This is a genomic window from Curtobacterium sp. MCBD17_028, assembly GCF_003234875.1.
In the GTDB taxonomy this organism is placed as follows: domain Bacteria; phylum Actinomycetota; class Actinomycetes; order Actinomycetales; family Microbacteriaceae; genus Curtobacterium.
In genome coordinates this window covers 1-25,217 of record NZ_QKTQ01000007.1, presented here as the reverse complement: position 1 = coordinate 25,217, position 25,217 = coordinate 1, and the positions used below count along the sequence as shown (strand labels likewise).

Annotated in this window: 28 protein-coding genes and 1 tRNA gene; 15 read left to right on the top strand and 14 right to left on the bottom strand. The window is 72.0% G+C overall.

Translation table 11 applies throughout. The features are described from left to right. Positions 1-3 precede the first annotated feature (3 nt). Positions 4-906, bottom strand: coding sequence for an alpha/beta hydrolase (locus DEI86_RS10025; RefSeq protein WP_111049513.1), 903 nt, complete (start codon positions 904-906; stop codon positions 4-6). Positions 907-962: 56 nt separating this feature from the next. Between DEI86_RS10025 and DEI86_RS10020 the strand changes: the two genes are divergently transcribed. Next, positions 963-1,433, top strand: coding sequence for a MarR family winged helix-turn-helix transcriptional regulator (locus tag DEI86_RS10020; RefSeq protein ID WP_111049444.1), 471 nt, complete (start codon positions 963-965; stop codon positions 1,431-1,433). Between the two features lie 47 nt (positions 1,434-1,480). After that, complete coding sequence (locus DEI86_RS10015) at positions 1,481-2,473, top strand: amidohydrolase family protein (RefSeq protein ID WP_111049443.1); 993 nt, start codon at positions 1,481-1,483, stop codon at positions 2,471-2,473. Positions 2,474-2,491: 18 nt separating this feature from the next. Here the strand turns inward: DEI86_RS10015 and DEI86_RS10010 are convergent, their stop codons facing one another. Then, positions 2,492-3,715, bottom strand: a complete 1,224-nt coding sequence (locus DEI86_RS10010; protein WP_111049442.1) for a beta-ketoacyl synthase — start codon at positions 3,713-3,715, stop codon at positions 2,492-2,494. 128 nt (positions 3,716-3,843) lie between these two features. Between DEI86_RS10010 and DEI86_RS10005 the strand changes: the two genes are divergently transcribed. Together DEI86_RS10005 and DEI86_RS10000 are read left to right on the top strand one after the other, a co-directional pair. Further along, positions 3,844-4,827 (top strand): NADPH:quinone oxidoreductase family protein, encoded by a 984-nt coding sequence (locus DEI86_RS10005; protein ID WP_111049441.1) that lies wholly within the window; start codon positions 3,844-3,846, stop codon positions 4,825-4,827. 104 nt (positions 4,828-4,931) lie between these two features. Next, positions 4,932-5,876, top strand: a complete 945-nt coding sequence (locus DEI86_RS10000; protein ID WP_111013799.1) for an SDR family oxidoreductase — start codon at positions 4,932-4,934, stop codon at positions 5,874-5,876. Positions 5,877-5,882: 6 nt separating this feature from the next. Here DEI86_RS10000 and DEI86_RS09995 read toward each other — a convergent pair whose 3' ends face one another. From DEI86_RS09995 to DEI86_RS09975, 5 genes are all read right to left on the bottom strand, one after another. Further along, positions 5,883-6,686 (bottom strand): enoyl-CoA hydratase/isomerase family protein, encoded by an 804-nt coding sequence (locus DEI86_RS09995; RefSeq protein WP_111049440.1) that lies wholly within the window; start codon positions 6,684-6,686, stop codon positions 5,883-5,885. A 47-nt stretch (positions 6,687-6,733) separates the two neighbouring features. Beyond that, entirely contained in the window at positions 6,734-7,798 is a 1,065-nt protein-coding gene (locus DEI86_RS09990; protein ID WP_111013797.1) for a beta-ketoacyl-ACP synthase 3, read from the bottom strand. A gap of 102 nt (positions 7,799-7,900) precedes the next feature. Then, positions 7,901-8,536 carry an oligoribonuclease gene (orn, locus tag DEI86_RS09985; protein ID WP_111009960.1) on the bottom strand — a complete coding sequence of 212 codons (636 nt, stop codon included), beginning with the start codon at positions 8,534-8,536 and terminating at the stop codon, positions 7,901-7,903. A gap of 99 nt (positions 8,537-8,635) precedes the next feature. Continuing rightward, a complete protein-coding gene (locus tag DEI86_RS09980; protein ID WP_258376520.1) occupies positions 8,636-9,841 on the bottom strand; it encodes an MFS transporter in 1,206 nt (401 codons plus the stop codon). Between the two features lie 89 nt (positions 9,842-9,930). Beyond that, on the bottom strand, positions 9,931-10,362 hold the full coding sequence (locus DEI86_RS09975; protein WP_111013794.1) for a MarR family winged helix-turn-helix transcriptional regulator: 432 nt from the start codon (positions 10,360-10,362) through the stop codon (positions 9,931-9,933). 111 nt (positions 10,363-10,473) lie between these two features. On the opposite strand from DEI86_RS09975, the gene DEI86_RS09970 reads away from it, so the two are divergent. From DEI86_RS09970 to DEI86_RS09960, 3 genes are all read left to right on the top strand, one after another. Next, positions 10,474-10,764, top strand: coding sequence for an oligoribonuclease (locus DEI86_RS09970; protein ID WP_111009955.1), 291 nt, complete (start codon positions 10,474-10,476; stop codon positions 10,762-10,764). Positions 10,765-10,819: 55 nt separating this feature from the next. Then, positions 10,820-11,083: a thioredoxin family protein gene (locus DEI86_RS09965; protein ID WP_111049438.1), complete on the top strand. Its 264-nt coding sequence runs from the start codon at positions 10,820-10,822 to the stop codon at positions 11,081-11,083. A gap of 66 nt (positions 11,084-11,149) precedes the next feature. After that, positions 11,150-11,221: transfer RNA gene (locus DEI86_RS09960), tRNA-Arg, on the top strand. A 69-nt stretch (positions 11,222-11,290) separates the two neighbouring features. Here DEI86_RS09960 and DEI86_RS09955 read toward each other — a convergent pair. Both DEI86_RS09955 and DEI86_RS09950 read right to left on the bottom strand, forming a co-directional pair. Beyond that, entirely contained in the window at positions 11,291-12,589 is a 1,299-nt protein-coding gene (locus DEI86_RS09955; RefSeq protein WP_111049437.1) for a hypothetical protein, read from the bottom strand. 85 nt (positions 12,590-12,674) lie between these two features. Next, positions 12,675-12,938, bottom strand: coding sequence for a hypothetical protein (locus DEI86_RS09950; RefSeq protein WP_111009950.1), 264 nt, complete (start codon positions 12,936-12,938; stop codon positions 12,675-12,677). A 204-nt stretch (positions 12,939-13,142) separates the two neighbouring features. On the opposite strand from DEI86_RS09950, the gene msrA reads away from it, so the two are divergent. The 6 genes from msrA to DEI86_RS09920 all read left to right on the top strand — a co-directional run bounded on the left by msrA (position 13,143) and on the right by DEI86_RS09920 (position 17,535). Continuing rightward, positions 13,143-13,670: a peptide-methionine (S)-S-oxide reductase MsrA gene (gene msrA, locus DEI86_RS09945; RefSeq protein WP_111009948.1), complete on the top strand. Its 528-nt coding sequence runs from the start codon at positions 13,143-13,145 to the stop codon at positions 13,668-13,670. A gap of 54 nt (positions 13,671-13,724) precedes the next feature. Further along, entirely contained in the window at positions 13,725-13,952 is a 228-nt protein-coding gene (locus tag DEI86_RS09940; RefSeq protein ID WP_111009946.1) for a methyltransferase, read from the top strand. 94 nt (positions 13,953-14,046) lie between these two features. Continuing rightward, positions 14,047-14,721, top strand: coding sequence for a single-stranded DNA-binding protein (locus DEI86_RS09935; RefSeq protein WP_111009944.1), 675 nt, complete (start codon positions 14,047-14,049; stop codon positions 14,719-14,721). A gap of 89 nt (positions 14,722-14,810) precedes the next feature. Continuing rightward, positions 14,811-15,302: a DUF6993 domain-containing protein gene (locus tag DEI86_RS09930; RefSeq protein ID WP_146242799.1), complete on the top strand. Its 492-nt coding sequence runs from the start codon at positions 14,811-14,813 to the stop codon at positions 15,300-15,302. A gap of 62 nt (positions 15,303-15,364) precedes the next feature. Then, positions 15,365-17,050, top strand: a complete 1,686-nt coding sequence (ettA, locus tag DEI86_RS09925) for an energy-dependent translational throttle protein EttA (protein WP_111009941.1) — start codon at positions 15,365-15,367, stop codon at positions 17,048-17,050. A 17-nt stretch (positions 17,051-17,067) separates the two neighbouring features. After that, positions 17,068-17,535, top strand: coding sequence for a thioesterase family protein (locus tag DEI86_RS09920; protein ID WP_258368554.1), 468 nt, complete (start codon positions 17,068-17,070; stop codon positions 17,533-17,535). A 61-nt stretch (positions 17,536-17,596) separates the two neighbouring features. On the opposite strand, the gene DEI86_RS09915 is transcribed toward DEI86_RS09920, so the two are convergent. Together DEI86_RS09915 and DEI86_RS09910 are read right to left on the bottom strand one after the other, a co-directional pair. Next, entirely contained in the window at positions 17,597-18,337 is a 741-nt protein-coding gene (locus DEI86_RS09915) for an SDR family oxidoreductase (RefSeq protein WP_111009937.1), read from the bottom strand. A 101-nt stretch (positions 18,338-18,438) separates the two neighbouring features. Further along, a complete protein-coding gene (locus DEI86_RS09910) occupies positions 18,439-19,326 on the bottom strand; it encodes an acyl-CoA thioesterase II (RefSeq protein WP_181439752.1) in 888 nt (295 codons plus the stop codon). 76 nt (positions 19,327-19,402) lie between these two features. On the opposite strand from DEI86_RS09910, the gene DEI86_RS09905 reads away from it, so the two are divergent. Further along, on the top strand, positions 19,403-20,107 hold the full coding sequence (locus tag DEI86_RS09905; RefSeq protein ID WP_111009935.1) for a hypothetical protein: 705 nt from the start codon (positions 19,403-19,405) through the stop codon (positions 20,105-20,107). Here DEI86_RS09905 and DEI86_RS09900 read toward each other — a convergent pair. From DEI86_RS09900 to pepN, 3 genes are all read right to left on the bottom strand, one after another. After that, the gene (locus tag DEI86_RS09900; protein ID WP_111049436.1) at positions 20,076-20,591 is read right to left on the bottom strand and encodes a globin; all 516 of its coding nucleotides are present in this window, start codon (positions 20,589-20,591) and stop codon (positions 20,076-20,078) included. The genes DEI86_RS09905 and DEI86_RS09900 overlap by 32 nt on opposite strands. Further along, positions 20,588-21,625, bottom strand: coding sequence for a mechanosensitive ion channel family protein (locus DEI86_RS09895; RefSeq protein WP_111009932.1), 1,038 nt, complete (start codon positions 21,623-21,625; stop codon positions 20,588-20,590). The genes DEI86_RS09900 and DEI86_RS09895 overlap by 4 nt, the downstream gene beginning before the upstream one ends. A gap of 186 nt (positions 21,626-21,811) precedes the next feature. Further along, complete coding sequence (gene pepN / locus DEI86_RS09890) at positions 21,812-24,403, bottom strand: aminopeptidase N (RefSeq protein WP_111009930.1); 2,592 nt, start codon at positions 24,401-24,403, stop codon at positions 21,812-21,814. A gap of 113 nt (positions 24,404-24,516) precedes the next feature. On the opposite strand from pepN, the gene DEI86_RS09885 reads away from it, so the two are divergent. Then, positions 24,517-25,158, top strand: coding sequence for a DsbA family protein (locus DEI86_RS09885; RefSeq protein WP_111013790.1), 642 nt, complete (start codon positions 24,517-24,519; stop codon positions 25,156-25,158). Positions 25,159-25,217: the final 59 nt, after the last annotated feature.

Below are 25,217 nucleotides of genomic sequence, written 5' to 3'. Positions count from 1 at the left end.
CGGTCAGCCCCGCCCGAGGTGCTGCGTCAGGAAGAGCGCGGCTCGGTCGAGCGCCCGGTCCGACTCGTCGAGCGTCCCGACGAACGTCTGGAACACGTGCGGCACGTCGGCGGTGACGTCGAGGACCACGTCGACCTCGGCCTCCACGGCCCGGGTGGCCAGGCGGACGGCGTCGTCGAGGAGCACCTCGTTCGTCCCGACCTGCAGGAGCATCGGCGGCAGGCCCGTCAGGTCGCCGACCACCGCCGGGGCGAGCAACGGCTGGTACGGGTCCTGGCCCGCCAGGTAGAGCGCGCCGGTCCGGCGCATGCCGGCCGCGGTGAGGAACGGGTCGACGCCGTCCTTCGTGGTCATCGACGCACCCGTGCGGGTGTGGTCGAGTCCGGGTGAGAACGCGACGATCGCGGCGGGCGTCGGCAGGCCGGCGTCCCGCGCCGCGATGCTCGTCGTGACGCTCAGGCCGCCACCCGCGGAGTCGCCCGCGAAGGCGATGGTCGCGGGGTCCTCGCCCTGGTCGACGAGGTCGCGGAAGGCCGCGACACCGTCCTCGATCGCGGCGGGGAACGGGTGCTCGGGCGCGAGCCGGTAGTCGAGCGAGACGGCTCGGACCCCGGTCCGCAGGACGAGCTCCGTGGTCAGGGCCATCGCCGTGTCGGGGGAGCCGAGCAGCCAGGAGCCGCCGTGGAAGTACAGGATCGTCCCCGGACCGGCCTCACCCTCGGGTTCGACGAGGACCGCCGGGCGGCCGCCGAGTTCGACCGCGCTGCGCCGGACGCCCCCGGGGACCGGGAACCGGGCCATCAGCGCCGCGAAGTCGGCGCGCATCTCCTCGATCGATCCCGGCTCGTCCGCGTGCGCCGTCGCCCGCAGTGCCGTGTCCAGGGCCCGTCGTGCTGCTCTCGTCATGTCGTCCTCCTCGTTCGGAAACTGCATGCCGCGGCATGCATCGTAGACTGTATGCCATGGCAAGTACTTCGGCAACCGCCCGCCGCGCGGCGCTCTTCGACGACCTGGTGCGGTGCGAGACCCGCGTCTACAACGCCCTCACCGACCGGCTCCGCACCGACCACGGCATCGTCGCGTCCCAGTTCGAGATGCTCCGGTACCTCCGCGCGCACCCCGATGCACGGGTCGGTGACGTCGCCCGCACCGTCGCCGCCGGGATCGGCGCGATCAGCAAGGGGGTCGACCGCCTGGAGGGCCGGGGCTGGGTCACGCGCGTCCCCAACCCGGTGGACGGCCGGTCCTCGCTCCTCCGGCTCACCGGACGCGGGGCGGAGCTGGTCGCCGAGGCAGAGCGCACCTTCGACGCTCTGCTCGACTCCCTCCTCGCACCGGTGCTCGACGACGACCAGGTCGCCGCGACGGGCGCGGCGCTCGCCGCGCTCCGGCGGTCGCTCGAGGCGGACCGCATCGGCGTCCCCGTGGGCTAGGGGCGCGCCACGAACCCGCGGCGCGCCCACGTGGCAGGCTCCGGAGCGTGACCGTCATCGCCATCGAAGAACACTGGACGACCCCCGACCTCCGCGAGGCCCTCGAACGGCTCCCCGGGGACCGTCGGGACGACAGCCTCGTCCTCAACGAGCACGGGGACACCCTCGCCCTGCTCGAGGACCTCGACGCCGCGCGCCTCGCCGTCATGGACGAGCAGGGGGTCGACCTGCAGGTCCTGTCCGTGGCCCCGCCCGCGACCGGACCACTCGACCCCGCCGACGCGGTGGCGGCGAGCCGCGACCTCAACGACGCAGCGGCCGCCGCGGTCGCGCGCCGTCCCGAGCGCTTCCGTGCGATGGCGACGTTGCCGATGGCGGAGCCGAGCGCGGTCGTCGCCGAGCTCGAGCGTGCTGCCGACCTCGGCTTCGTCGGGGCCATGGTCTACGGCCGTACGGGCGACGTCCCCCTCGACGACCCACGGTACGACGACCTGTTCGCCGCGGCGGCCGCCCGGGGCCTCCCGGTGTTCATCCACCCGCAGATCCCACCGCGGGCCGTGCGCGAGGCGTCCTACTCCGGCTTCGACCCGATGACCGACCTCGCGCTGTCGACCTTCGGGTGGGGCTGGCACCTCGAGGCCGCGGTGGCGGCGCTCCGTCTGATCGCCCGGGGCACGTTCGACCGGCACCCGGACCTCCAGATCGTCCTGGGGCACTGGGGCGAACTCCTGCTGTTCTGGGTCGACCGCATCCAGAGCCTCGCGCGCACCGCTGGGCTCGACCGGTCGGTGGTCGAGTACCTGCGGTCGAACGTCGTCGTGACGACGTCGGGCATGTTCAACCCCGCGCTCCTCCGGCACGCCCTGACCGTCACGTCGGTCGACCGCCTCGTGTTCTCGACCGACTACCCGTTCCAGCGGCCCACGCGCGCGGACGTCGAGCGGTTCCTCGGCGAGTTCGACTCGGACGCCGACCGCGAGGCGTTCACGAGCGGCAACGCACGGCGGGTGTTCGGGCTCGGCGACGACGTGGCGCGGTAGCTCCGCGGGAGGCCCGCCCTACGCGCGCGCGAACACGAGCGACGCGTTGTGGCCGCCGAAGCCGAACGAGTTGAGCAGGGCGACCCCGGTGTCGACCGTCCGCGGTGTCGTCGCCACGTCGACCTCGACCTCGGGGTCCACGGCGTCGACGTTCGTCGTCGGCGGGACCGTCCCGGTCCGCAGGGCCTCGACCACGGCCACCGCCCCGAGCGCGCCGGACGCCCCGAGCAGGTGCCCCGTCATGGACTTCGTCGACGTCACGACGGGGTGCGCCCCGACGGACGACAGGATCGCGCGTGACTCGTTGAGGTCCCCGAGCGGCGTCGAGGTCGCGTGGGCGTGCACGAACCCGATCTCGGACCCGGGGACACCCGCCACCCGCAGGGCGAGCGTCATGGTGCGCGCCTGGTTGTCCGGGTCGGCCTGGACGATGTCGTGGGCGTCGCTCGTCACGGCCGACCCGTCGAGCCACGCGAGCACCCGGGCGCCGCGTGCGCGGGCGTGGTCCTCGGACTCGAGCACGAGCATCGCCGCCCCCTCGCCGAGCACGAAGCCGTCGCGGTCGGCCGCGAACGGCCGGGAGGCACGGCTCGGGTCGTCCTGCCGCCGCGACAACGCGCGGGTCTGGGCGAGCGCCGCGAGCGTGAGGCCCTCGACGCAGGCCTCGGTGCCGCCGGCGAGCACGACGTCGGCCGCGCCGGACGCGATGAGCATCCGCGCCTGCCCGAGGGCCTCGGTGCTCGACGCGCACGCGGACACGGGCGCACTGGCCCCGCCGCGGGCGCCGATCGCCATCGAGAGCCAGGCCGCGGCGCCGTTCGCCATCATCATCGTGACGGTGTGGGGGAGCACCTTGCGGGATCCCGACCGCTCGAGCGCGTGCTGCTGCTCGATGGTCGAGTGCAGGCCGCCGATCGCGGTGCCCACGACCACGGCGGCGCGGTCCCGGTCGTCGTCCGTGAGGGGGCCGTCGTACCCGGCGTGGGCCCACGCCTCCCGGCCAGCGACCATGGCGATCTGCTCCGCGCGGTCCATGCGCTTCGTCTCGCGCACCGTCAGGTGCGCGCCGAGGTCCGCGTCGACGCGCGCACCGATGCGGACCGGCAGGTCCGCCGCCCAGTCGTCCTCGATCAGGGCGACACCGGAGCGACCGGCGAGGAACGCCGCCCAGGTGCTCGGGGCGTCGGCGCCGACGGGGGAGACGGCGCCGAGGCCGGTGACGGCGACGCGGGTGCTGGTCATGCGGTCCATCCTCGCAGCGGGTCCGGGGGTCGAATCGGTGGAGGTCCCACCACGGTTCGGCGACCGGACGGTGGTGATCCTCCAACGAGCGGTCCCGCCGTGTTCGGAGCCGCGGCTAGGCTCGACGGGTGCAGGCGATCGTCATCGAGCGGCTGGACGGTCCCGACGCGGCGGTCGTCCGAGACGTCCCGGAACCCGGACACCACCACCACCGTGCGGGCGGCGTCCGGGTCGTCGTCGAGGTCCGTGCGGTGGGCCTGAGCGTCATCGACGTCCTGCAGAGCCGGGGCCGCTACCAGTACGGCACGCCCACCCCCTACGTGCTCGGCAGCGAGATCGCGGGTGTCGTGGTCGAGGCGGACCCGGCGAGTGGCTTCGCGGAGGGCGACCGCGTCGGCAGCATCGTGTTCTGGGGCGGCATGGCCGAGCGGGCGGTCGTCGCGCCGGACTACACGGCGAAACTCCCCGACGACATGTCGTTCGCCCAGGGGGCGGCGGTGTACCTCAACTACTCGACCGCCTGGTTCGCGCTGCACCGGTCGGGCGTCCGTCCGGGAGGCACGGTGCTCGTCCACGGCGCGGCCGGCGGCGTCGGGACAGCCCTGCTCGACCTCGCCGACGCCTTCGGCGTCCGCGCGATCGCGGTCGTCTCGTCGGACGACAAGGCGGAGCTCGCGCGCCGGGCGGGTGCCGACGAGGTCATCCGGTCGGACGGCCCCTGGAAGGACGACGTCCTGCGCCTGACCGACGGCCACGGGGTCGACGCCGTGCTCGACCCCGTCGGCGGCGACCGCTTCACCGACTCGCTGCGGGCGCTCCGCACGGGTGGGATGCTCGTCGTCATCGGGTTCGCCGGCGGTTCGATCCCCGAGGTCCGGGTGAACCGGCTGCTCCTGCGGAACCTGTCCGTCACGGGGATCTCGATGGACACCATGGACGCCGAGTACCCCGGCACGCTGCGCATGGTCCGCGACGCCGTGCAGGACCTCATGGCGGCGGGACGGATCCACCCCGTCGTCGGGCGTGTGTTCCCGTTCGTCGAGGCCGCCGAGGCGATGCGCCTCATCGAGTCCCGCGACGCCCTCGGCAAGGTGGTCGTCACCGGCCCGTGACCGGACGGGCGGGGACCGCCCTCCTGGTAGCGTGCTGAACGGCAGTGACACGGTGTCGACCCGAACGACACCGGCTGCCAGGTGGACCGGAACGGTGGTGGACCTTGGCACGTGGACCAGCGGACGGTGAGCGGCGCGATCCCTACTCGCCGACCCTCCTCGAGGGCGATCGGATCCTCGTGACCGGCGGCGGGTCCGGCCTGGGCAAGGCGATCGCCGGCGCCCTCGTCGCCCACGGGGCCGAGGTCGTGCTCTGGGGCCGCCGCCGTGCCGTGCTCGACGCCGCCGCGAGCGAGATCGCGATGCTCGGTGACCCGTCGCGGATCGTCGTCGACTCGGTCGACGTGCGTGACGCCGAGGCCGTCGACGCCGCGGTCGACCGGATGCACGCCGGGGGTCGTCCCCTCACCGGGCTCGTCAACGGCGCCGCCGCGAACTTCATCGCCCCGACCGAGTCGCTGTCCGCGCGCGCGTTCGCCGCGGTGACCTCGACGGTGATCAACGGCTCGTTCCACGTCACGCACGCCGTCGGTCGCCGATGGATCCGCGAGGGCCTCCCCGGCGCCGTCGTGTCCCTCCTGACCACGTGGGTCGAGACCGGTTCGGCCTACGTCGTGCCGTCGGCGATGTCGAAGGCCGCCGTGAACGCGATGACGATGTCGCTCGCCGTCGAGTGGGCGCACTACGGGATCCGGTTGAACGCCGTCGCGCCCGGTCCGGTGCCGACGGAGTTCGCCTGGGACGTCCTCGACCCCGGGGACAGCTCGGTCATCGGGGCCACCGACGTGCGCGGCGTCCCCGCGGGCCGGTTCGGGCGCCCCGACGAGGTCGCGAACCTCGTCATGTTCCTGCTGTCCGACGCGTGTGACTACCTGACCGGCGAGACGATCGCGATGGACGGCGGGCAGCGGCTCGCCGGACCGTCGACGTTCTCGGACCTCACCCACCTCACCGCGGACGACTGGGCCGCGATCCGCGCTCGGGGCAAGGCCGCTGCGGCCGCGACGAAGGCGCAGCAGGCGGAGGGTGCCGGGGCCGACCAGCGGTAGGGGCGGTCACTGCCCGGTGAACTCGGGCGGGCGCCGGTTCAGGAACGCGTCGAGCGCCTCGGCCATGTCCGCGGTCCGGGACAGCAGCGCCTGTCCTCGGCTCTCGTACTCGACCGCCGCGGCGTACGACCCGATCTCGAGGTTGTGCTGCAGCGCTCGCTTCGAGAACCGGACGCCCGACGGCGAGTTCCCCACGATCGCGGCCGAGGTGGCCAGCGCCTCCTCGAGCAGGGACTCCGCCGGGACGACGCGGGACACGAGTCCCATCCGCTCCGCCTCGGCGGCGTCGACCGCGCGACCGGTCAACGTGATCTCCGCGGCGCGGCCCGACCCGATCACGCGTGGGAGGAGCCAGGACAACCCGAGATCACCGGCGGACAGGCCGATCCGGACGAACGACGCGACGAAGGTGGCCGTGGGGGCGGCGAGTCGGATGTCCGCCGCGAGGGCCAGCGAGAACCCGCCACCGGCGGCCGGACCGTTCACCGCCGCGACGACGGGGATCGGCAGGGACCGGAGGCCGACGAGCGCGCGTGCCGCGGCCTCCTGGCGGGCGAGCATCCCCATGGCGGTGAGCTGCGGGAGCTCCTTCGCCTCGTCGAGGTCGTAGCCGGACGAGAACCCCCGGCCGGCGCCCGTGAGCACGAGCACGCGGACGTGCTCGTCGCGGGCGAGCGATGCGGCGAGCTCCTCGAGCTCGGCGAACATCCCGACCGTGATCGCGTTGAGCCGCTCCGGGCGGGACAGCGTCGCCAGGACGACGCCCGGCGCGGGGCGGGTCACGACGACGGTGGGCTGTTCGGCGGTCACGGTGCTCCTCGGTTCGGCAGGCGCGGCGCCCGCCGACGTCCAGGGACTCACACGGCGACCGGTTCCGCGACCGGGACGGGCGCGCCGGGTCCGGCGACGCCCACGTGCTCGGGCAGCCGCACGACCTGCGCGGCGTACGCCAGCCCGGCGCCGAACCCGAACTGCAGGGCGATCTGGCCCGGCTGCGCGAGTCCCTCACGCAGCAGCCGCTCGGTCGCGAGCGGCACCGACGCGGACGACGTGTTGCCCGTGTCGACGATATCGCGCGCGACGATGACGTCGTCGGCGAGTCCGAGCCGGTCGTGCAGTCCCTCGACGATCCGGAGGTTCGCCTGGTGCGGCACGAAGACCTCGATGTCCTTCGGGGTCAGGCCCGCGTCCGCGATCGCCTTGAGCGCGAGCTCCGGCAGCGCCGTCTGCGTCCACCGGTACACGCTCGGTCCGTCCTGGCGCGCGGTCGGCCACGGCACACGCTCGTCGTCGGCGGCGTACTTGAAGTCGAGCCACGAGTGTGTCAGCCCGATCGCGCCGTTGAGGCGGCCGTCCGACCCCCACACGGTCGGGCCGATGCCGGGGGTGTCGCTCGGTCCGACGAGTGCGGCTCCCGAGCCGTCACCCATGATGAACGACATCGTGCGGTCGGTCGGCTCGATGAAGTCGGAGATCTTCTCGGCACCGATCACCAGGACGTGCCTCGCGAGCCCCGAGCGGATCATCGCATCCGCTTGGCCGATCCCGTAGCAGTAGCCCGCACAGGCGGCGTTGGCGTCGAACGCGGCGGTGCCGGGTCCGGTGCCGAGCCGATGCGCCACGAGGGGCGCCATCGCGGGCGTGGTCTGCATCCACGAGATGCTCGCGACGATGACGACGTCGACCTGCTCGGGGTCGATCCCGGCGGCCTCGATCGCACTGCGCCCGGCCTGCTCGGCGAGGTCCTCGACCAGGACCTCCTTGCGCGCGTGCCGACGCGTGACGATCCCCGTGCGGCGGCGGATCCACTCGTCGGACGAGTCGATGGGACCGACGAGGTCGTCGTTCGGGACGACGAGGTCCCCGCGGACGCCCCCGACGCTGATGATGCGGGAGGCCGTGGTGGTGGTCGCGCTGCGCATGGTGCTGGACACGCTATGTGTTCGAGGCGGCCCGGCTCGGGGTTTGGTGACCCCAGTCCGGGGCGTCCGCGTCGAGCGGACAGTCCGGCGCCGCGCTGCCGGTCAGGCCTGCGGTGCGGCCAGCCGGGACTCCCACTTGTCGACGACCTGCTCCGCGATCCCGCGCACGTCCTCGGTGGCCGGCCCCGGCTCGGCGACGAACCCCGCGCGCCGGTAGTACTCGAGCTCCCGGATCGACTCGAGGATGTCGGCCAGGGCGCGGTGGCCGCCGTGCTTCTCCGGTGCGTTGAAGTACACGCGCGGGAACCAGCGGCGGCAGAGTTCCTTGATGCTCGACACGTCGACGCTGCGGTAGTGCAGGTGGTTGTCGACCCGGGGCATGTACCGCGCGAGGAACGACCGGTCGGTGCCGATCGTGTTGCCCGCCAGCGGGGCCGAGCCCTCGGCGGGGACGTGCCGCAGGATGTACTCGAGCACCTGGTACTCCGCGTCGGCCAGGCTCACGCCGTTCGGGATCTCGTCGATGAGGCCCGAGGTCGTGTGCATGTTCCGCACGAAGTCGTTCATGTTGTCGAGTGCCGACTGGTTCGGCTTGATGACGATGTCGAAGCCCGGGTGGACCGGCTCGAGATCGAAGTCCGTGACGACGACCGCGACCTCGACGAGTTCGTCGGCGTCGAGGTCGAGCCCCGTCATCTCGCAGTCGATCCAGACGAGGCGGTCGTGTGACGTGGACATGTGCTCGATCCTATGCCGGTCCGGTGACGGTCCTGGGGGCGGGGTCGGGCCTCCCGGCCGGGCCGCGTGCGGTCGGGAGGCGCGGCGGACGTCCGGTGGTCAGCTCACCTCGCCGGCGCTGACGGCCTCCGCCTCGATGCGCTGGGGCTCGGGTCCGTCGTCGACGCGGCGGAGTGCGCGCGCCGCGACGAGCGTCACGACGAAGGCGACCGTGACGGACGCGCCGGCGAAGACGTACGCGGCACTCGGGGCGATCGCGTCCGCGAGCAGCGTCGCGACCGGCGGGGCCACCGCGCCGCCGATGAACCGGACGGCCGAGTAGGCGCTCGACGCAACGGCACGGGGCAGGTCCGTGGCCTCCATGACGCTCTCGGTGAGGACGGTGTTGAGCACGCCGAGCACGAGACCGCCGATCACCACGCAGATCACCAGGCCGACCTGGCTGTGCACCACGACCGCCGCCGCGAACAGGTCGAGCGCCAGCAGCGGCAGCGCGAGCCGGAGCACCGACGTGCGCCGGAGCCGGGCCGTCAGCATCGGCGCGACCCACACCGAGGTGACCGCGAGGCCGACACCCCAACCGAAGAAGGTGAAGCCGATGCCGAGCGCGCCGAAGCCGAGCGGGTACGGCGTGTAGGCGAGGAGCACGAAGAAGCCGATGTTGTAGAACAGCGCGGTCGCGGCGAGGGCGGCCAGCGCCGGACGACCGAGCGCGCGGAACGGGGCGGACAGCGGGGTGGGCGACGGCTTCTCCACCCCGTTGCCCCGGAGGAACACGAGGATCGCCACGAACGCGATCGCCATGAGCGTCGTCACGCCGAAGAACGGCCCGCGCCAGCTGATCGACCCGAGGAGCCCGCCGACCAGCGGACCGATCGCGATGCCGAGCCCGAGCGCCGCCTCGTACAGGATGATCGCCGAGGCCGTCCCGCCCGACGCCGCACCGACGATCGTGGCGAGCGCGGTCGAGATGAAGAGCGCGTTGCCGAGCCCCCACCCGGCGCGGAAGTCGATGATGTGCCAGACGCTGCCGGACGTGGCGGCGAGCACCGAGAACAGCACGATGAGCGCGAGCCCGATCATGAGCGTCTTCTTCGCGCCGATCCGGCTCGAGACCCAGCTCGTGAAGAACATCGCGACGCCCGTCACCGCGAGGTAACTCGTGAACAGGAGCTCGGTCTGCGTCGGCGTGGCCTTGAGGGACTGCGCGATCGCCGGGAGGATCGGGTCCACGAGCCCGATGCCCATGAACGCCACGACGCAGGCGAAGGCGATCGCCCAGACCGCCGAGGACTGCTTGAGAATGCTGCTGCTGCTGCTGCTGCTGCTGCTGCTGCTGCTGCTGCCGTGGCCGGTGGGGCCGTGGCCGGTGCCGGTCGGTGCTGCGTGATCCGTCACGCGGGTGTCTCCGTCCTGACCCTCGCCGTGACGAGGGTCGCTGCTCGGTGCAGGGTGTCCCACTCGTCGGGGTCGAGGTCCGCGAAGAGCGGACCGACCTCGCGCGCGAGGGTGGCGCGCCAGTCCCGGATGGCCTGGTGACCGGCGTCGGTGATCGTGATGAGGCCGGCCCGGGAGTCCTCCGGGTCGGTGGTCCGGCTCGCGAGGCCGTCCGTGACCATGCCCGCGACGAGCTTGGTCATCGTCGGCTGGCTGACCCGGCTGACCGCGGCGAGCTCGCCGAGGCGCATCGTGCCGTCGCTGTCGAGGATGCCGAGGGTCCGCCACACGGCCGACGAGGTCGTGTTGCCGCTGGCGCGGGCAGCGCGACGGATCAGTCGATTCACGGACACGAGGAGCGCCTCGATGGTGGCCTCGCGATCGTCCATGCCGACAATTCTATAGCCGAGCTATGTATCCGACAAGGGCTGCCGTCCCGACCGTCCTCGTGGTGCCCGATGCGCGGGCCGCTCGATGCCCCCGACTGGTAGAAGGGACGAATGAGCGACATCACCATCCACGAGGGCGACGAGTACACCGCCATCTACCACGACGGCCCCTTCAACGGCACGACGGACACCCGCACCGCGACGAGCGACACGTGGGACGACGAGGTGACGGCGTTCGCGATCGTCGACGGGCTCGAGACCGCGTTCACCTACAAGGCCGAGAACGCCAAGCAGGTCGTCGACCAGGTGCACGTCGACTACCGCTGGGACGCCGAGCACTCGGATCCCGTCGACGCACTCGAGAACCGGGGCGACCGCACCGGCGAGTTCGACCGCCCCTGACCCGCGTCCGCCGGCCTCCGGGAATGGAGGCCGGCCGGATCGCGTTCCGCCCCGCATGCACCTCGACCTGTACACGTCCGCGTTCTGCGCCCCCTGCGCCGCGGCACGACGGGTCGTCGGCGAGGCACAGCGGCTCGTCCCCGCGCTAGAGGTGCGGGAGCTCGACGTCGCGGCGCACCCGGACCGGCTCGAGGCGCTCGGCATCCGCTCCACGCCGACCATCGTCATCAGCGGGGCGGACGGTGACGAGGTGTTCCGTGCCGCAGGGGTCCCACGACCGGACCAGCTGCTGACGGCGCTCGCCCGCGCGCTGCCCTGACGCGTCCCCGCCGTCCCGGCACGCGACCCGTCGCCGTCCACGGCCACGCCGTACAATCGCTCGCAGGCCTCCGTAGCTCAGTGGAAGAGCAGATGGTTTCTACCCATCCTGTCGCGGGTTCGAATCCTGCCGGGGGCGCGCGACGACGAACGGCCGCCCCCGTCGAGGGAGCGGCCGTCCATGTGGTCCGTCTGAGCGCGCGCTCGATCAGTCGTCGTCCTGGTCGGCCCGGCGCCGGAGTTCCGCTGCGCTGACCGGCGAACCGTACGGCGCCTCGTCTGTTTCGTCGGGATCGGCCGGCTCGACCGGCGCGTCGGCGATGCGGGTCGGGATCGACGTCGTGTTCGTGGTCGCGGGCCCGGCCGCGTCGACCTTCGGGTCCGTCAGCTCGCCCGCCGGTCGGCCCTGCTCGCCGGACTCATCCGCGCTCACCGGGGCGACCGGGGCCGGGGCCGGGGCCGCGGTCGGGGACTGGGTCGCCGGACGCTCCGACGTCGACGGTCGTGCGAGGGCCACTGCCGGCATCACGGCCGTCTGCCGGTCCGCCTCGGTCCCGCCGGTACCGGACACTGCCGTGCCGGACGGCGCCACCGCTGCCGATCCGTCGGCTCCCGCCTCGCGCTCCGGTGTCCCGACCGGCCGTGCCGAAGGGGCGCGGTCCGCCGGGGCGCTGCTGCTGTCTGCCGAAGCACTGCGGTCGGTCAGTGTGCCGCGAGCTGCCGAAGCACTGCGGTCGGGCAGGGGGCTGCGATCCACACGGGGGAGCACCGGTGCGATCGGCGCCGGACGCGGAGCGGTCCCCGAACCGACCGTCACCCCACCGGCGGCGCCGTCGGCGGTCCCGCTCGCCGCGGTCGTGCCCGTCGCGGTCGTGCCCGTCGCGTCCGAGCGCCCGGCGGGGAGGGGCGTCGTCGTGGCACCGCGCTCGGCACCGGATCCCGCCCGTACCGCGTCGGTCTGGTCCGCGTTCCACTCCTGCTGGCGCTTGACGAGGTCGGCGTCGGGGTCCGGGCTCTCGAACTTCCAGCGCTCCAGGTCCGCGCGGAACAGCTTGCGTGCCCTGGACGGCCGCGCCTGCCACTCGAGCATCCGGTCACGGAACTCGGACAGCGACTGTTCGGCCTGGAAGCTGAAGGTCGACGAGTGCTTCTTGATGTCGGCGATCTCGTGCTGCGCCCAGTTCGCCGCCACGGGTGCACCGACCACGGGCAGGAGCCGCAGCCGGATGTCGGCGTCCTCGGCCAGGTGATCCGCGTAGGAACGCTCGTCGTGGCCCAGCGCACCCCAGGTCGCCGCCTTGCGGGCGGCGGAGATCACGCCGGCGACGGCGGCGTTCTTCGCTTCGCGCTCCTGCATCGCCACGACGCGCTTGGTGGCACCGCGACCGATGAGGGCCGCGACGATGCCCGCGACGACGATCGCGACGAACGGGATGATCGCGCCCGAGATGAGTCGCCAACCATGGGCCGAACCCGACCAGTCGATGAAGCTGTTCCACCATTGCATGTGCGCACCATATCCATGGCTCACGGCGCCGTCGGCGTGCGACAGGCCATTGCGGAGAACCGCCCCGCGGAGGGTCCGATCGGTGTCACCAGCGCAGGCAGTCGACGGCGTCGTCCGGGTCCCACACCGTGGGGAGCGCCACGAAGCGACGCTCGGCGGGGACGTATCGGCGCGCTCGGTACGCCGGAGCGCCCGCGACCTCGACGCGGTCCACGTACCCGACGATCTCGCCGTTCGCGCGGGTCACCCGGCTCAGGTCCTCACGCACGTCGAGGACGCGGAGGCCGCCACGGGAACGCGCGACCGGCCGTGGCGTCCCGATCCGCCAGGGAGCTGCTGTCGTCTCCAATGTCGCCTCCTCGTCCGCCAGGCGGTTCCCGGCTCGACGACGACGCTAGGAGCACCCGCCGACAGCGCAGCGCGCGACCGCGACCGGTGTGGACGACGGGCGCCGTGCCTCCCGTGTGGAGGGCGGGCCGGGGAATGGCGAGGGGCCCGTCGTCGTTGACCACCCAGCCGGGAGTCGCCCGGCCGCGGAAGGTAGGTTGCCCCCATGACGACGTTCGTGCTCGCAGGTGGTTGTTTCTGGTGTCTCGACGCGGTGTACCGCACGCTCCAGGGCGTGCAGGACGTCGTGTCCGGTTACGTCGGCGGGACGGTCGCCGACCCCTCGTACGAGCTCGTGTGCACCGGCCGGACCGGGCACGCCGAAGCGGTCGCCGTCACCTTCGACGAGACCGTGATCCCCGCCGACGTCATCCTCGACGTCTTCTTCACGCTGCACGACCCGCGCCAGCTCAACCGTCAGGGCGCCGACGTCGGCACCCAGTACCGGTCGGCGATGTTCCCGGCCGACGACGAGCAGCGTGCCCTGTTCGAGCGCGCGATCGAGCGTGCGGCTGACATCTGGGACGGCACCATCGTCACGACGATCGAGCCGCTCACGGAGTTCTACCGGGCCGAGGAGTACCACCAGGACTTCTTCGCGAAGAACCCGGGTCAGGGCTACTGCATGGCCGTCGCGGTGCCCAAGGTGAACAAGGTGCGCCGGGCGTACGCTCAGTACATCCTGGCGTCGTAGCCGGACACCGATCCGGTCGTCGGACGGCGCGGGACCACGAGGAGGTGGTCGACGATGACGACGACGGACGAGCGTGTCACCACACGCACGACGGACACCTGGGTCGCGATCGGACCGGCCGGTGCGGTGGGCAGCATCCACCGCACCGAAGCCGGGTTCCGCGTCGCGCTGTACGGCCGGGAGGACCGACACGCGTCGTACCCGACGCTCGAGTCGGCGAAGCGTGCCGTGCACGCGGCGCTCGGGCCATTGGCCGAGCGGCCCGAGTTCCGCGCCCACTGACCGGACGTCGTCCCCAAGGGACCGGTCGGGGCGGTTGTCCACCGGTGTGGTCGACAGCGCCTCGCCGCGTCGGGCCAGGCCCGACGATCGGGGCATGAACGACACGATCACCATCCGCGGCATCGTCGCGACCGAACCACGGCACCTCGTCACGGGGACCGGCCTGGCCATCACGAGCTTCCGACTGGCGTCGCCGTCGCGGCGGTGGGACCGCGCCAACTCCGCCTGGGTGAACGGCGACACGAACTGGTTCACGGTCACCGCGTTCCGCAGCCTGGCGTCGAACTGCACCGGTTCCGTCGTCAAGGGGGACCGGGTGCTCGTCGCGGGGCGGTTGCGGGTCCGGACGTGGGAGCGCCAGGACCGGTCGGGGCTCGCGGTCGAGATCGACGCCGACGCGATCGGGCACGACCTGGCCTACGGGCGCGGTCAGTGGCGCCGCACGCCGCGGCAGACGGCCGACGAGATGGCGGCTCCGGGTGACGCGCCGTCGGCCGAGGAACGCGCGGTGGCCGGTGCCGTCGCGGTCGAGGTCGCAGCCGGCGCGCTGGGGGCGACGCCCGGTGCCGACGACGCTGGCTCCATGGACGGGAACCTGGACGACGGCGGCCCGGATGGCGACGGTCTCGCCTCGACACCGGGGATGTTCGTGGCACCGGAGTTCGCGGGCGTGGGCCCCGACGGCGTCGTGCCCGACGACGACGCCGCACCGGCCCCTGGCCCGGACCGTCACGACCCCTCGGCCCTCGCGGTGGACGCCACGGCGTGACGGGCAGTGGTCTCCCGGCCCGCCCGGGTCCTGCCCGTACACTGGTGCGGCGCCGCCGGGGGGACCGCCGTCGCAGGAAGGACGCGTCCATGCGAGGCAGGCTCCCGATGGTCCTGGCGATCACGATGCTCGCCGGGATCGGCGTGAGCGCCTGCACGGGCGGCGGTGACCACGACACGGTGTCCGCACCGCCGAGCAGCAGCGTCTCCGCGAGCACGACGGCCACGGCGATCTCGACCCCGACGGACGTCCCCGTCCCGACCGCGACGATGGACGCCGCCGCCATCGCGGCGAAGGGCCGGTTCGACGACGCCGCGCACACGCTCACCACGTCGAACGCGCACCCCGACGACGCGGCGATCGTGAACTCCCTCGTGAACGCGGGGTTCCCGAAGAAGGCGATGCAGATCACGCCGGACACGACCTCGATCGGTCGCGCCGCCGACTCGATCCAGGTGTCGGTGCTCGTCGGGTCCACCTGCCTCATCGGTCAGTTCCGCGGCGCGGCGTTCGTGAGCGAGACGGCTCCCGTGCTCAGCACGGGCAAGTGCCTGATCGGCAAGACCGAGAGCATCCAATGACGCCGGGGGTGGTGATCACCGCCCCCGCTGTCCTCCGTACCCCTCAGTAGACTGGACGAGACATGGCTGAGTACATCTACCAAATGGTCCGCGCCCGCAAGTCGGTCGGCGAGAAACTGATCCTCGACGACGTCACGATGTCGTTCCTGCCCGGCGCCAAGATCGGCGTCGTCGGCCCGAACGGCGCTGGCAAGTCGACGATCCTCAAGATCATGGCCGGCCTCGACCAGCCGTCGAACGGCGAGGCCAAGCTCACGCCGGGGTTCACGGTCGGCATCCTCATGCAGGAGCCGGAGCTCGACGAGGACAAGACGGTCCTCGAGAACGTGCAGGAAGGCGTCGGCCCGATCAAGGCCAAGCTCGACCGCTTCAACGAGATCTCCGCCCAGATGGCCGAGCCGGACGCCGACTTCGACGCGCTCCTGGCCGAGATGGGCACCCTGCAGGAAGAGATCGACGCGGCCGATGCGTGGGACCTCGACTCGCAGCTCGAGCAGGCCATGGCGGCGCTCCAGTGCCCGCCGGCGGACGAGGTCGTCTCGCACCTCTCCGGTGGCGAGAAGCGTCGCGTCGCCCTCTGCAAGCTCCTGCTGCAGAAGCCCGACCTGCTCCTGCTCGACGAGCCGACGAACCACCTCGACGCCGAGAGCGTGCTGTGGCTCGAGCAGCACCTGCAGCAGTACCCCGGCGCCGTCCTCGCCGTGACCCACGACCGGTACTTCCTCGACCACGTCGCCGAGTGGATCGCCGAGGTCGACCGCGGGCGGCTGTACCCGTACGAGGGCAACTACTCGACGTACCTCGAGAAGAAGCGTGCGCGCCTCGAGGTGCAGGGCAAGAAGGACGCCAAGCTCGCCAAGCGTCTGTCGGACGAGCTCGACTGGGTGCGGAGCAACTCGAAGGGCCGCCAGGCGAAGTCGAAGGCCCGCCTCGCCCGCTACGAGGAGATGGCGGCCGAGGCCGAGCGGACGCGCAAGCTCGACTTCGAGGAGATCGTGATCCCCGTGGGGCCGCGCCTCGGTTCGCAGGTCATCGACGCGGCCAAGCTGCACAAGCAGTTCGGCGAGCGGATCATCATCGACAACCTGTCGTTCACGCTGCCGCGCAACGGCATCGTCGGCGTCATCGGCCCGAACGGCGTGGGCAAGACGACGCTGTTCAAGACGATCGTCGGCCTCGAGCCCCTCGACGCCGGCGACCTCAAGATCGGCGAGACCGTCGACATCTCGTACGTCGACCAGACGCGCGGCGGCATCGACCCGAACAAGAACCTGTGGGAGGTCGTGTCCGATGGCCTCGACTTCATCCAGGTGGGCAAGACCGAGATCCCGTCGCGCGCGTACGTGTCGCAGTTCGGGTTCAAGGGCCCGGACCAGCAGAAGAAGGCCGGCGTGCTCTCCGGTGGTGAGCGCAACCGACTGAACCTCGCGCTGACGCTCAAGCAGGGCGGCAACCTCCTGCTCCTCGACGAGCCGACGAACGACCTCGACGTCGAGACCCTCGGCAGCCTGGAGAACGCCCTCCTCGAGTTCCCGGGCTGTGCCGTGGTCATCACCCACGACCGGTGGTTCCTCGACCGCATCGCGACGCACATCCTCGCGTGGGAGGGCGTGAACGAGGACGGCGTGCCGAACTGGTACTGGTTCGAGGGCAACTTCCAGGCGTACGAGGAGAACAAGATCCAGCGCCTCGGCGCCGATGCCGCCAAGCCCGGCCGGGCGACGTACCGCAAGCTCACGCGGGACTGACGGTGGCACGACTGCGCGTGCCCGTCCGCATCCGGTGGAGTGACATCGACGCGTACGGGCACGTCAACAACTCGGCGATGCTCCGGCTCCTGGAGGAAGCACGCATCCTCGCGTTCTGGGCGCCGGACCCCGAGGAACTCGAGGGCACGTCCGAGACGCCGCCGCCGATCATCGACGGTCGCCCCGGATCCGGGACGTTGACGGTGATCGCCGGACAGCGGCTCGAGTACCTGCAGTCGATCCCGTACCTCCGGCGGCCGCTCGACATCCAGATGTGGGTCGGGCGGATCGGCGGGGCGAGCATCGACGTCTCGTACGAGGTCTGCTCGCCCGCCGGTACCGACCCCTTCGTCGTGTTCACCCGGGCGACCACCTCGCTCGTGCTCGTCGACGCCGAGACGAACCGCCCGCGCCGCCTCACCGACGTCGAGCGTGCCGCGTGCGAGGCGTACCGCGAGGAGCCCGTGGCGTTCTCGCGCCCGTAGGACCGTCGTGGGCGACGGCCGTGCCGCCGCCCACGACCCGCTTGCCGGGTTCGGCTGCCGGTCAGCGCCCGGGCAGGTTCGCGAGCGCTGCCGACCGTCGTGCCACGAGGTCCGCGTACGTGCCGTCACGCTCCGCCCAGCGGTGCATCTGCACGCCCTGCACCAGGATCTCGTGGGGCGTCGGGTCCTGGGTGAGCAGGTCGGTCACCTCGTCCAGGAACCCCTCCAGCGGCAGGGCCGCGGGGTTGACCGCGCCCTGGTCACCCGTGTCGACCGCGGGCGGGACGAGCTCGGTGACGGCGACCCCGGTGCCGGCGAGCTGCGCGCGGAGGGCCTCCGAGTACGCGTGCACCCCGGCCTTCGACGCCGCGTAGCTCGCCATGAGGGGGAACGGGAGGAACGCGATCCCCGACGTCACCGTGATGAGGTCACCGCCGCCACGCGCGATGAGGTGCGGCGTGAACGCGTCGATGACCCGGATCGTCCCGAGGAGGTTGACGTCGACGGTCACCGCGGTCTGCGCGAAGTGGGCCGGATCGCGGAGGTCCTCGAGGAGCATCACGCCCGACATCGTGACGACGACGTCGAGGTCCGGGTGGTCCCGCAGGACGGTGTCGCGTGCGTGGAGGACGGAGGCCAGATCGGTGACGTCGACGACGACGGTCTCGAGGTCGTCGACACGGTCGACGTTCCGCCCGCCGACGACGACGGTGCTGCCCGCCGCGGCGAACCGTCTGGCGAGTCCGAGGCCGATGCCGGAGGTCCCTCCGACGATGAAGACGCTGCGTCCGTTGATGTCCATGGTGCTCTGCTCTCTGTCTGGTGACGGGGACATGAGCATCGTGGGCGCGCCCGGAGCCGTGGGGGAGTCGTCGGGTCTTCCTGGGACCGTCAGACCCCCGCTCAGGCCCCGGGCACGCGGAGCATGCCCTCCTGCGCGACCGTGGTCAGCAGGCGGCCCGAACGGTCGAACATCCGGCCGATCGCCAGTCCACGGCCGCTCTGCGCGCTCGGTGACTCCTGCGTGTAGAGCACCCAGTCATCAGCGCGGCCGTCGCGGTGCCACCACATCGCGTGGTCGAGGCTCGCGCTCTTGACCCCCGGCGTGCCCCAGGCCAGGCCGTGCCGCCGCATGATCGGCTCGAGGATCGACAGGTCGCTCGCGTAACCGAGCACGGCACGGTGGAGGGCGGGGTCGTCGGGCAGGTGACCGGCCACCCGGAGCCAGACGGCCTGGTGGGCGACGCGCTCACCGGTCACCTCGATGAACACCGGCCCTCCGGGGTGCCGGACGTCGATCGACCGTTTCGCCCAGTGGCGGGCGACGGGGTGGTCGATCCCGGCGAGGAGCTCGGCGGCCGACGGGAGGGACTCGGGGTCGGGGACGTCCAGGGGCATCGTGTCCTGGTGCTCCACGCCGGTGTCGGGCGTCTGGAACGAGGCGATCATCGAGAAGATCGGCACACCCCGCTGGTACGCCTGGACCCGACGCGTGGCGAAGGAGCGGCCGTCGTGGATCCGCTCGACGGCGAACGTGATCGGCTCGTCGATGGCACCGGGGCGGAGGAAGTACCCGTGCATCGAGTGGATGGCCCGCCCGTCGATCGTGGTCTGCGCCGCGACGACGCACTGGGCGAGGACCTGCCCGCCGAACACCCGGCCGCCGGGTGACCAGTGGCTCGAGCCGGTGAAGATGTCCTCGCCGGTGCTCGCACCCGTGTCCACGAGCCGGAGGGTGGGCATGAAGTCCGGTTCGCCCGTCGTCGGGCCTCCGTGCGCTGGGCCGTTCATCGCCCCGTAGTCTACGAGCCACCCGAGCGGGGTGCCCCAGCGGTCCGCGGGCGCGGTCCGTTATCCTCGACCGTTGATGAGCCCGTCGTTCACGCTTCCCGACACCACCTCCCTCGGCGACCTCCGCACCTACCTGGGGCGGGCCTCCCGGGTGGAGGACGGATCGGTGCGGCTCATCGCCGGTGGCGGCGTCCTCGCCGTCTACACGGCGATCCTCTACCCGGTCGGGTTGCTCGACGAGGTGCCGACGGTGCTCGGACTCCGGACGTTCGCGCTGGCCGACCCGGTCGAGTTCGACGCCGTCGTCCCGATCGCGTCGTTCGTCCACCGGCTCGACGCGCTCGTCGAGGAGCACCGCTCCGCCGAGGAACGCGGACTGGACCCGACCGCGGCGACCGCCGTCACGGCTGAGCTCCCGCTCGAGGTCCACACCGTGACCTGGGCCGCGATCTCGCCGCCCCGCGGTGGCTGGGTCGCGCAGCTCGACATCGATGCCCGCACGCTCCGCCGGGTCGCGCGCGAGGGCATGGCCGAGGTGGCAGAAGCCGTCCCGACGGCCGCCGGCGACGCCGTCGTGCGCCGCGTCCGCGCCGAGGTCTGGGGGAGGCCCGTCAACGGTGAGGAGCACCTGCCCGCTGGAGCCGCGTTCGCGGCCGAGAGCCTCGGGTTCCTGGCCGAGGGTGAACCCGTCCGTCTGTTCGAGACGGGGCCGTGGAGCCGCCTGACGACGACCCGCGGCCATGTGCTCGTCAAGCGTCGGGCGTGGAGCCTGTCCCGCTGACGTCGCCCGCGGCGTTCACCATGGCGTGCGCCGCGCGCTCGAGGTACGCCCAGAGCATCGCCTCGTCCATCGGAGCGAGGTCGAGACCGTTGACGGCGGCGCGCATGTGCCGCAACCAGCGGTCCCGCGCATCCGGGGTCACGCGGAACGGCATGTGCCGCATCCGCAGCCGCGGGTGCCCGCGCTCCTCCGAGTAGGTCGTCGGTCCGCCCCAGTACTGCTGGAGGAACAGGGAGAGTCGCGAGATCGCGCCCTCCAGGTCCTCGGCCGGGTACATCGGCCAGATGACGGGGTCGCTCTGGACACCCTCGTAGAAGGCACGGACGAGCCGGTCGAACGTCGGGGCGCCGCCGATCCGGTGGAAGAGCTCGCCGCCCGGGGTCACGCCGCCCGAGCCGACGCGGAGCGTGATCGGCTGCGGCCCGACGCCGACGCCGGGGCGCTCGGTGCCGTGGGCGGGGCGCTCGGTGCCGTCGCCGCTCATGCCGGGTCCCGGGGCGCCGTGGCCTTCTTGCGGGACGGTCGGGTGACGGGCGTCGGATGCGTGCGCGGGGGTCGAGCGCCGTTGATCGAGGTGGCGTTCTCCCATCCGGCGGGCATGATCATCGCCATGGCGGGCAGCGTCACGCCGAGGTCGTCGACCGCCTTCTTGAGGCGGACCCGGAGCTCCCGGCCGACGGCGTCGAGTTCGGCAGCGCGCGTCTTGATGACGAGCCGGAACACCATCGCACCGTCGGTGATCGTCTGGAGGCCCCAGATCTCCGGCTTCTCGACGATGCGCTGCCGCCAGCGGGTCTCCTGCGCCATCGCCACCGCCGCGCCGAGCAGTGCGTCCTCGACGGCGTCGATGTCCGTCTCGTACGGGACGGTGACGTCGACGAGGACACGGGACCATCCCTGCGACATGTTCCCGACGCGGAGGATCTGCCCGTTCGGTACGAACCAGAGGATCCCGTTGACGTCACGGACCTGCATGACCCGCAGGCCGACGTTCTCGACCACGCCGGTGGCCTGACCCGTGTCGACGACGTCACCGACGCCGGCTTGGTCCTCGATGATCATGAAGATCCCGGACAGCAGGTCCTTGACGATGCTCTGCGCCCCGACGGCGAGGCCCGCGGCGACCACCGACGCCCCCGCGACGAGCCCCAGCAGGTTCGCGCCGAACTGGCTGGCGATGATGACGAGCGCCACGACGGCGATCACCACGGTCGCGACGTTCTCGAGCACGCTGCCGAGCGTCCGGGTGCGCTGGATCACACGCGCGGTCTGCAGGGGCGACGCGATGAGGGCCTGCGTGTCCTCGACGTTCTGCCGACGCTTCACACCGTTGACGATGCGGTCGACGAGGTTCCGGATGACCCGGCGCAGGAACAGTCGCAGGACGACAGCGAGGACCACGACGATCACGATCGTGATCGCCGTGTGCCAGGTGTCGACGAACTGCGTGAAGGCGTTCGTCACGATGGTCTTCGCTTCGTCGGTGGGGGATGGGGTCGATGTCGCGGCGAGGAGCATGGTCCGAGCGATGGTAGGGGATGGACCTCGGCCGGACGTTCAGCTGCGCCCGGCCGAGGCGCGGTCACACGGTGTTCTCAGGGGTCCCGAGGCCTGTCACGAGGATGACACCCGGGAGAGGATCCCAGGAGCGGGCGGAGTACCCGAGGGAGGGGCGGCGGGAGATCCCGCCACCCCTCCCTTCGATCAGGCGTCGGCCGCCTGGACCGCGAGCGCCCGCTCGACACCGGCGAGGTTCTCGACGACCAGGCGGCGGAGCGCCGGGGTCTCCGGGTGGGTGTCGAGCCATGCCTGCGTGGCGTCGCGGAGTTCGACGCTCGCGAGCGGCGCCGGGTAGAGGCCCGCCACCAGGGTCTCCGCGATGTGGTAGGTCCGGTTGGCCCAGATCTCGGTCAGGGCGTCGAAGTACCGCGACACGATGCCCTCGAGCGCGACGGGCGTGAGGACGTGCTGGTACCCGACCGCGGTCTGCCGCACGATCGCGTTCGGCAGGGCGTCGGAGTCGACGAGCGACGAGAACGCGGTGAGCTTGCCCTCGGCGGTGGGGATGGTCGCCCGCGCGCGCGCCGCGGCCTGCTCACCGTTCGCCGTCGGGTCGGCGGCGAGCTCCGTGGCGATCTCGGACTCGCCCGCGGCGCCGTTGAGCACGAGCCCCTCGAGCAACTCCCAGCGCAGGTCCGTGTCGATCGTCAGGTCGTTGAGCAGGACGTCACCGCTCCGGAGCCCCTGCAGCGTCGCCACGTGCTCCGGGGTCGACGCGATCTGCGCGAAGAACTTGACGAACTGGAACTGGGCGTCGGATCCGGCCTCCGCCGTCGCCGCCAGCTGCCAGAGGGCATCGCCGACCTCGCGGACGGTGGCCTCTCGCTTCGCGGGCGCGACGTAGCTCCGGGCGGCCAGGAGCAGCTGCGACAGCGTGGTCCGGATGGTCGTCGACTCGGTCTCGGTGGCGATGTTGCCGAGGACCAGGCGGACGTAGTCGCTCGCCGGCGCTTCGGCGTCGCGGGTGGCGTCCCACACCGCACCCCAGACGATGGACCGGGCGAGCGGGTTCGCGATGGCGGCCAGGTGTTCCACCGCCGTGCGGCGCGAGTGCTCGTCGAGGCGGATCTTGGCGTACGCCAGGTCGTCGTCGTTGAGCAGCACGAGGTCCCCGCGGTGCACGCCGACGAGCTCCGGGACCTCGGTCCGCGGGCCGTCGACGTCGATCTCGATGCGGTGCGTGCGCTCGAGCTTGCCACCGGCGGACGCGGCGTTCGCGCCGAACGGGTGGACGGCCTCCTCGTGGGCGTCGCCGCCGAACGCGTACACGCCGATGGCGAGGCGGTGGGGACGCAGCGTCGGGTGGTCGCTCGGGGCCTCCTGGAGGACCGCGAACGCGGTGATCACGCCGTCGTCGTCCGTCGTGAACTCGGGACGGAGCGTGTTCACCCCGGCCGTCTCGAGCCAGACGCTCGACCAATCGGAGAGGTCTCGGCCGCTCGTGACCTCGAGCTCGGCGAGCAGGTCGCGCAGCTCGGTGTTGCCGTGCGCGTGCTTCTTGAAGTAGGCCGAGACGCCGGCGAAGAAGGCGTCGATCCCGACCCAGGCGACGAGCTGCTTGAGGACCGAGCCGCCCTTCGCGTACGTGATGCCGTCGAAGTTGACCTGGACGTCCTCGAGGTCGTTGATGGTGGCCACGACGGGGTGGGTCGACGGGAGCTGGTCCTGCCGGTAGGCCCAGGACTTCTCCATCGCCTGGAACGTCGTCCAGGCCTCGGTCCACTCGGTGGCCTCGGCGGTCGCGATCGTCGACGCCCACTCCGCGAAGGACTCGTTGAGCCAGAGGTCGTTCCACCACTTCATCGTGACCAGGTCGCCGAACCACATGTGCGCGAGCTCGTGCAGGATCGTGACGACGCGGCGCTCCTTGATCGCATCGGTCACCTTCGAGCGGAACACGTAGGTCTCGGTGAACGTCACGGCACCGGCGTTCTCCATGGCCCCCGCGTTGAACTCGGGCACGAAGAGCTGGTCGTACTTGTCGAAGGGGTAGGCGACGTCGAACTTGTCCTCGTAGTAGGCGAAGCCCTTGCGGGTCGTCTCGAAGACGTACTCGGGGTCGAGGTACTCGGCGAGCGACTGCCGGGCGAAGATCCCGAGCGGGATGGTGCGGCCGTCGCGGCTCGTCAGTCCGCTGCGGACCACGGTGTACGGGCCCGCGATGAGCGCGGTGATGTAGCTCGAGATCCGCGAGGTCGGAGCGAACCTCCACGTCGCGACGTCGCCGTCGACGCGGGGCTCGGGGGTCGGCGAGTTCGACACGACCTGCCAACGAGACGGCGCGGTGACCGTGAACGCGAACGTCGCCTTGAGGTCGGGCTGCTCGAACACGGTGAACATCCGGCGCGAATCCGGGACCTCGAACTGGGAGTAGAGGTAGACCTCGCCGTCGACGGGGTCGACGAAGCGGTGCAGGCCCTCGCCCGTGTTGGTGTACCGCATGTCGGCGACGACGGTGAGCTCGTTCTCGGCCTGGAGATCGTCGAGGCGGATGCGCACGCCGTCGTTGACGTCCGCCACGTCGAGCGCGGTGCCGTTCAGCGTGACCGCGTGCACGGCCGCGGTGATCGCGTCGATGAACGTCGCGGCACCCGGCGTCGCGGAGAACCGCACGGTCGTGGTGCTCCCGAAGGTCTCGTCACCCCGTGTCAGGTCGAGGTCGACCTCGTAGGCGGCGACGTCGACGACGGCCGCACGCTCCTGGGCTTCGATTCGGGTGAGGTTCTCTCCGGGCACGGGCCGCTCCATCCTTCTGCGAGCGCGCAGGCGTCGTGGGCCCGGCGCGTCGGGGGTGTCGTCGCCGTCGATGGCGACCCGTCAACCCTACCGACGCGCGTAGTGTCACCGGCATGACGGACACCGCTGTGGACAGCTCCCCGACGACCCCGACCGCTGTGGACTTCTGGTTCGACCCCACGTGTCCCTGGGCGTGGATGACGAGCCGCTGGGTGGGCGAGGTCGAGCAGCACCGCGACCTCGACGTCACGTGGCACGTCATGAGCCTGTTCGTCCTCAACGAGGGCCAGGACATCCCCGAGAACTACAAGGAGGCGCTCGACCGGAACCAGGTGTACTCGCGGCTCGTCACCGCGGCGCGCCTCCGCCACGGCCAGGACGTCGTCAAGCGCCTCTACGACGCCCTCGGCGAGCACATCCACCACCGTCAGGAGAAGGACCCGCAGCAGGTCGTGCCCACCGTCCTGGAGGAGCTCGGACTCGAGGCCGATCTCGCCGACGCCGCGTGGACCGACGAGACCGACGCCGCGATGCGCGAGAGCCACCGCGACGGCATCGAGCGGGTCGGCCAGGACGTCGGCACCCCGGTGATCGCCGTCGAGGGCACCGCGTTCTTCGGCCCCGTCATCTCGCCCGCCCCGAAGGGTCAGCAGGCGCTCGACCTGTGGGACGGCGTCGTCGCGGCGGCCCGGTACCCCGGCTTCTTCGAGCTCAAGCGCTCCCGCACCGTCGGCCCGATCTTCGACACCGTCTGACGCAGCCGCCGTCGGCCGGGAGGCGCGGGTCGGTCCCGCCCCGTCCCTCCCGGCCGCCC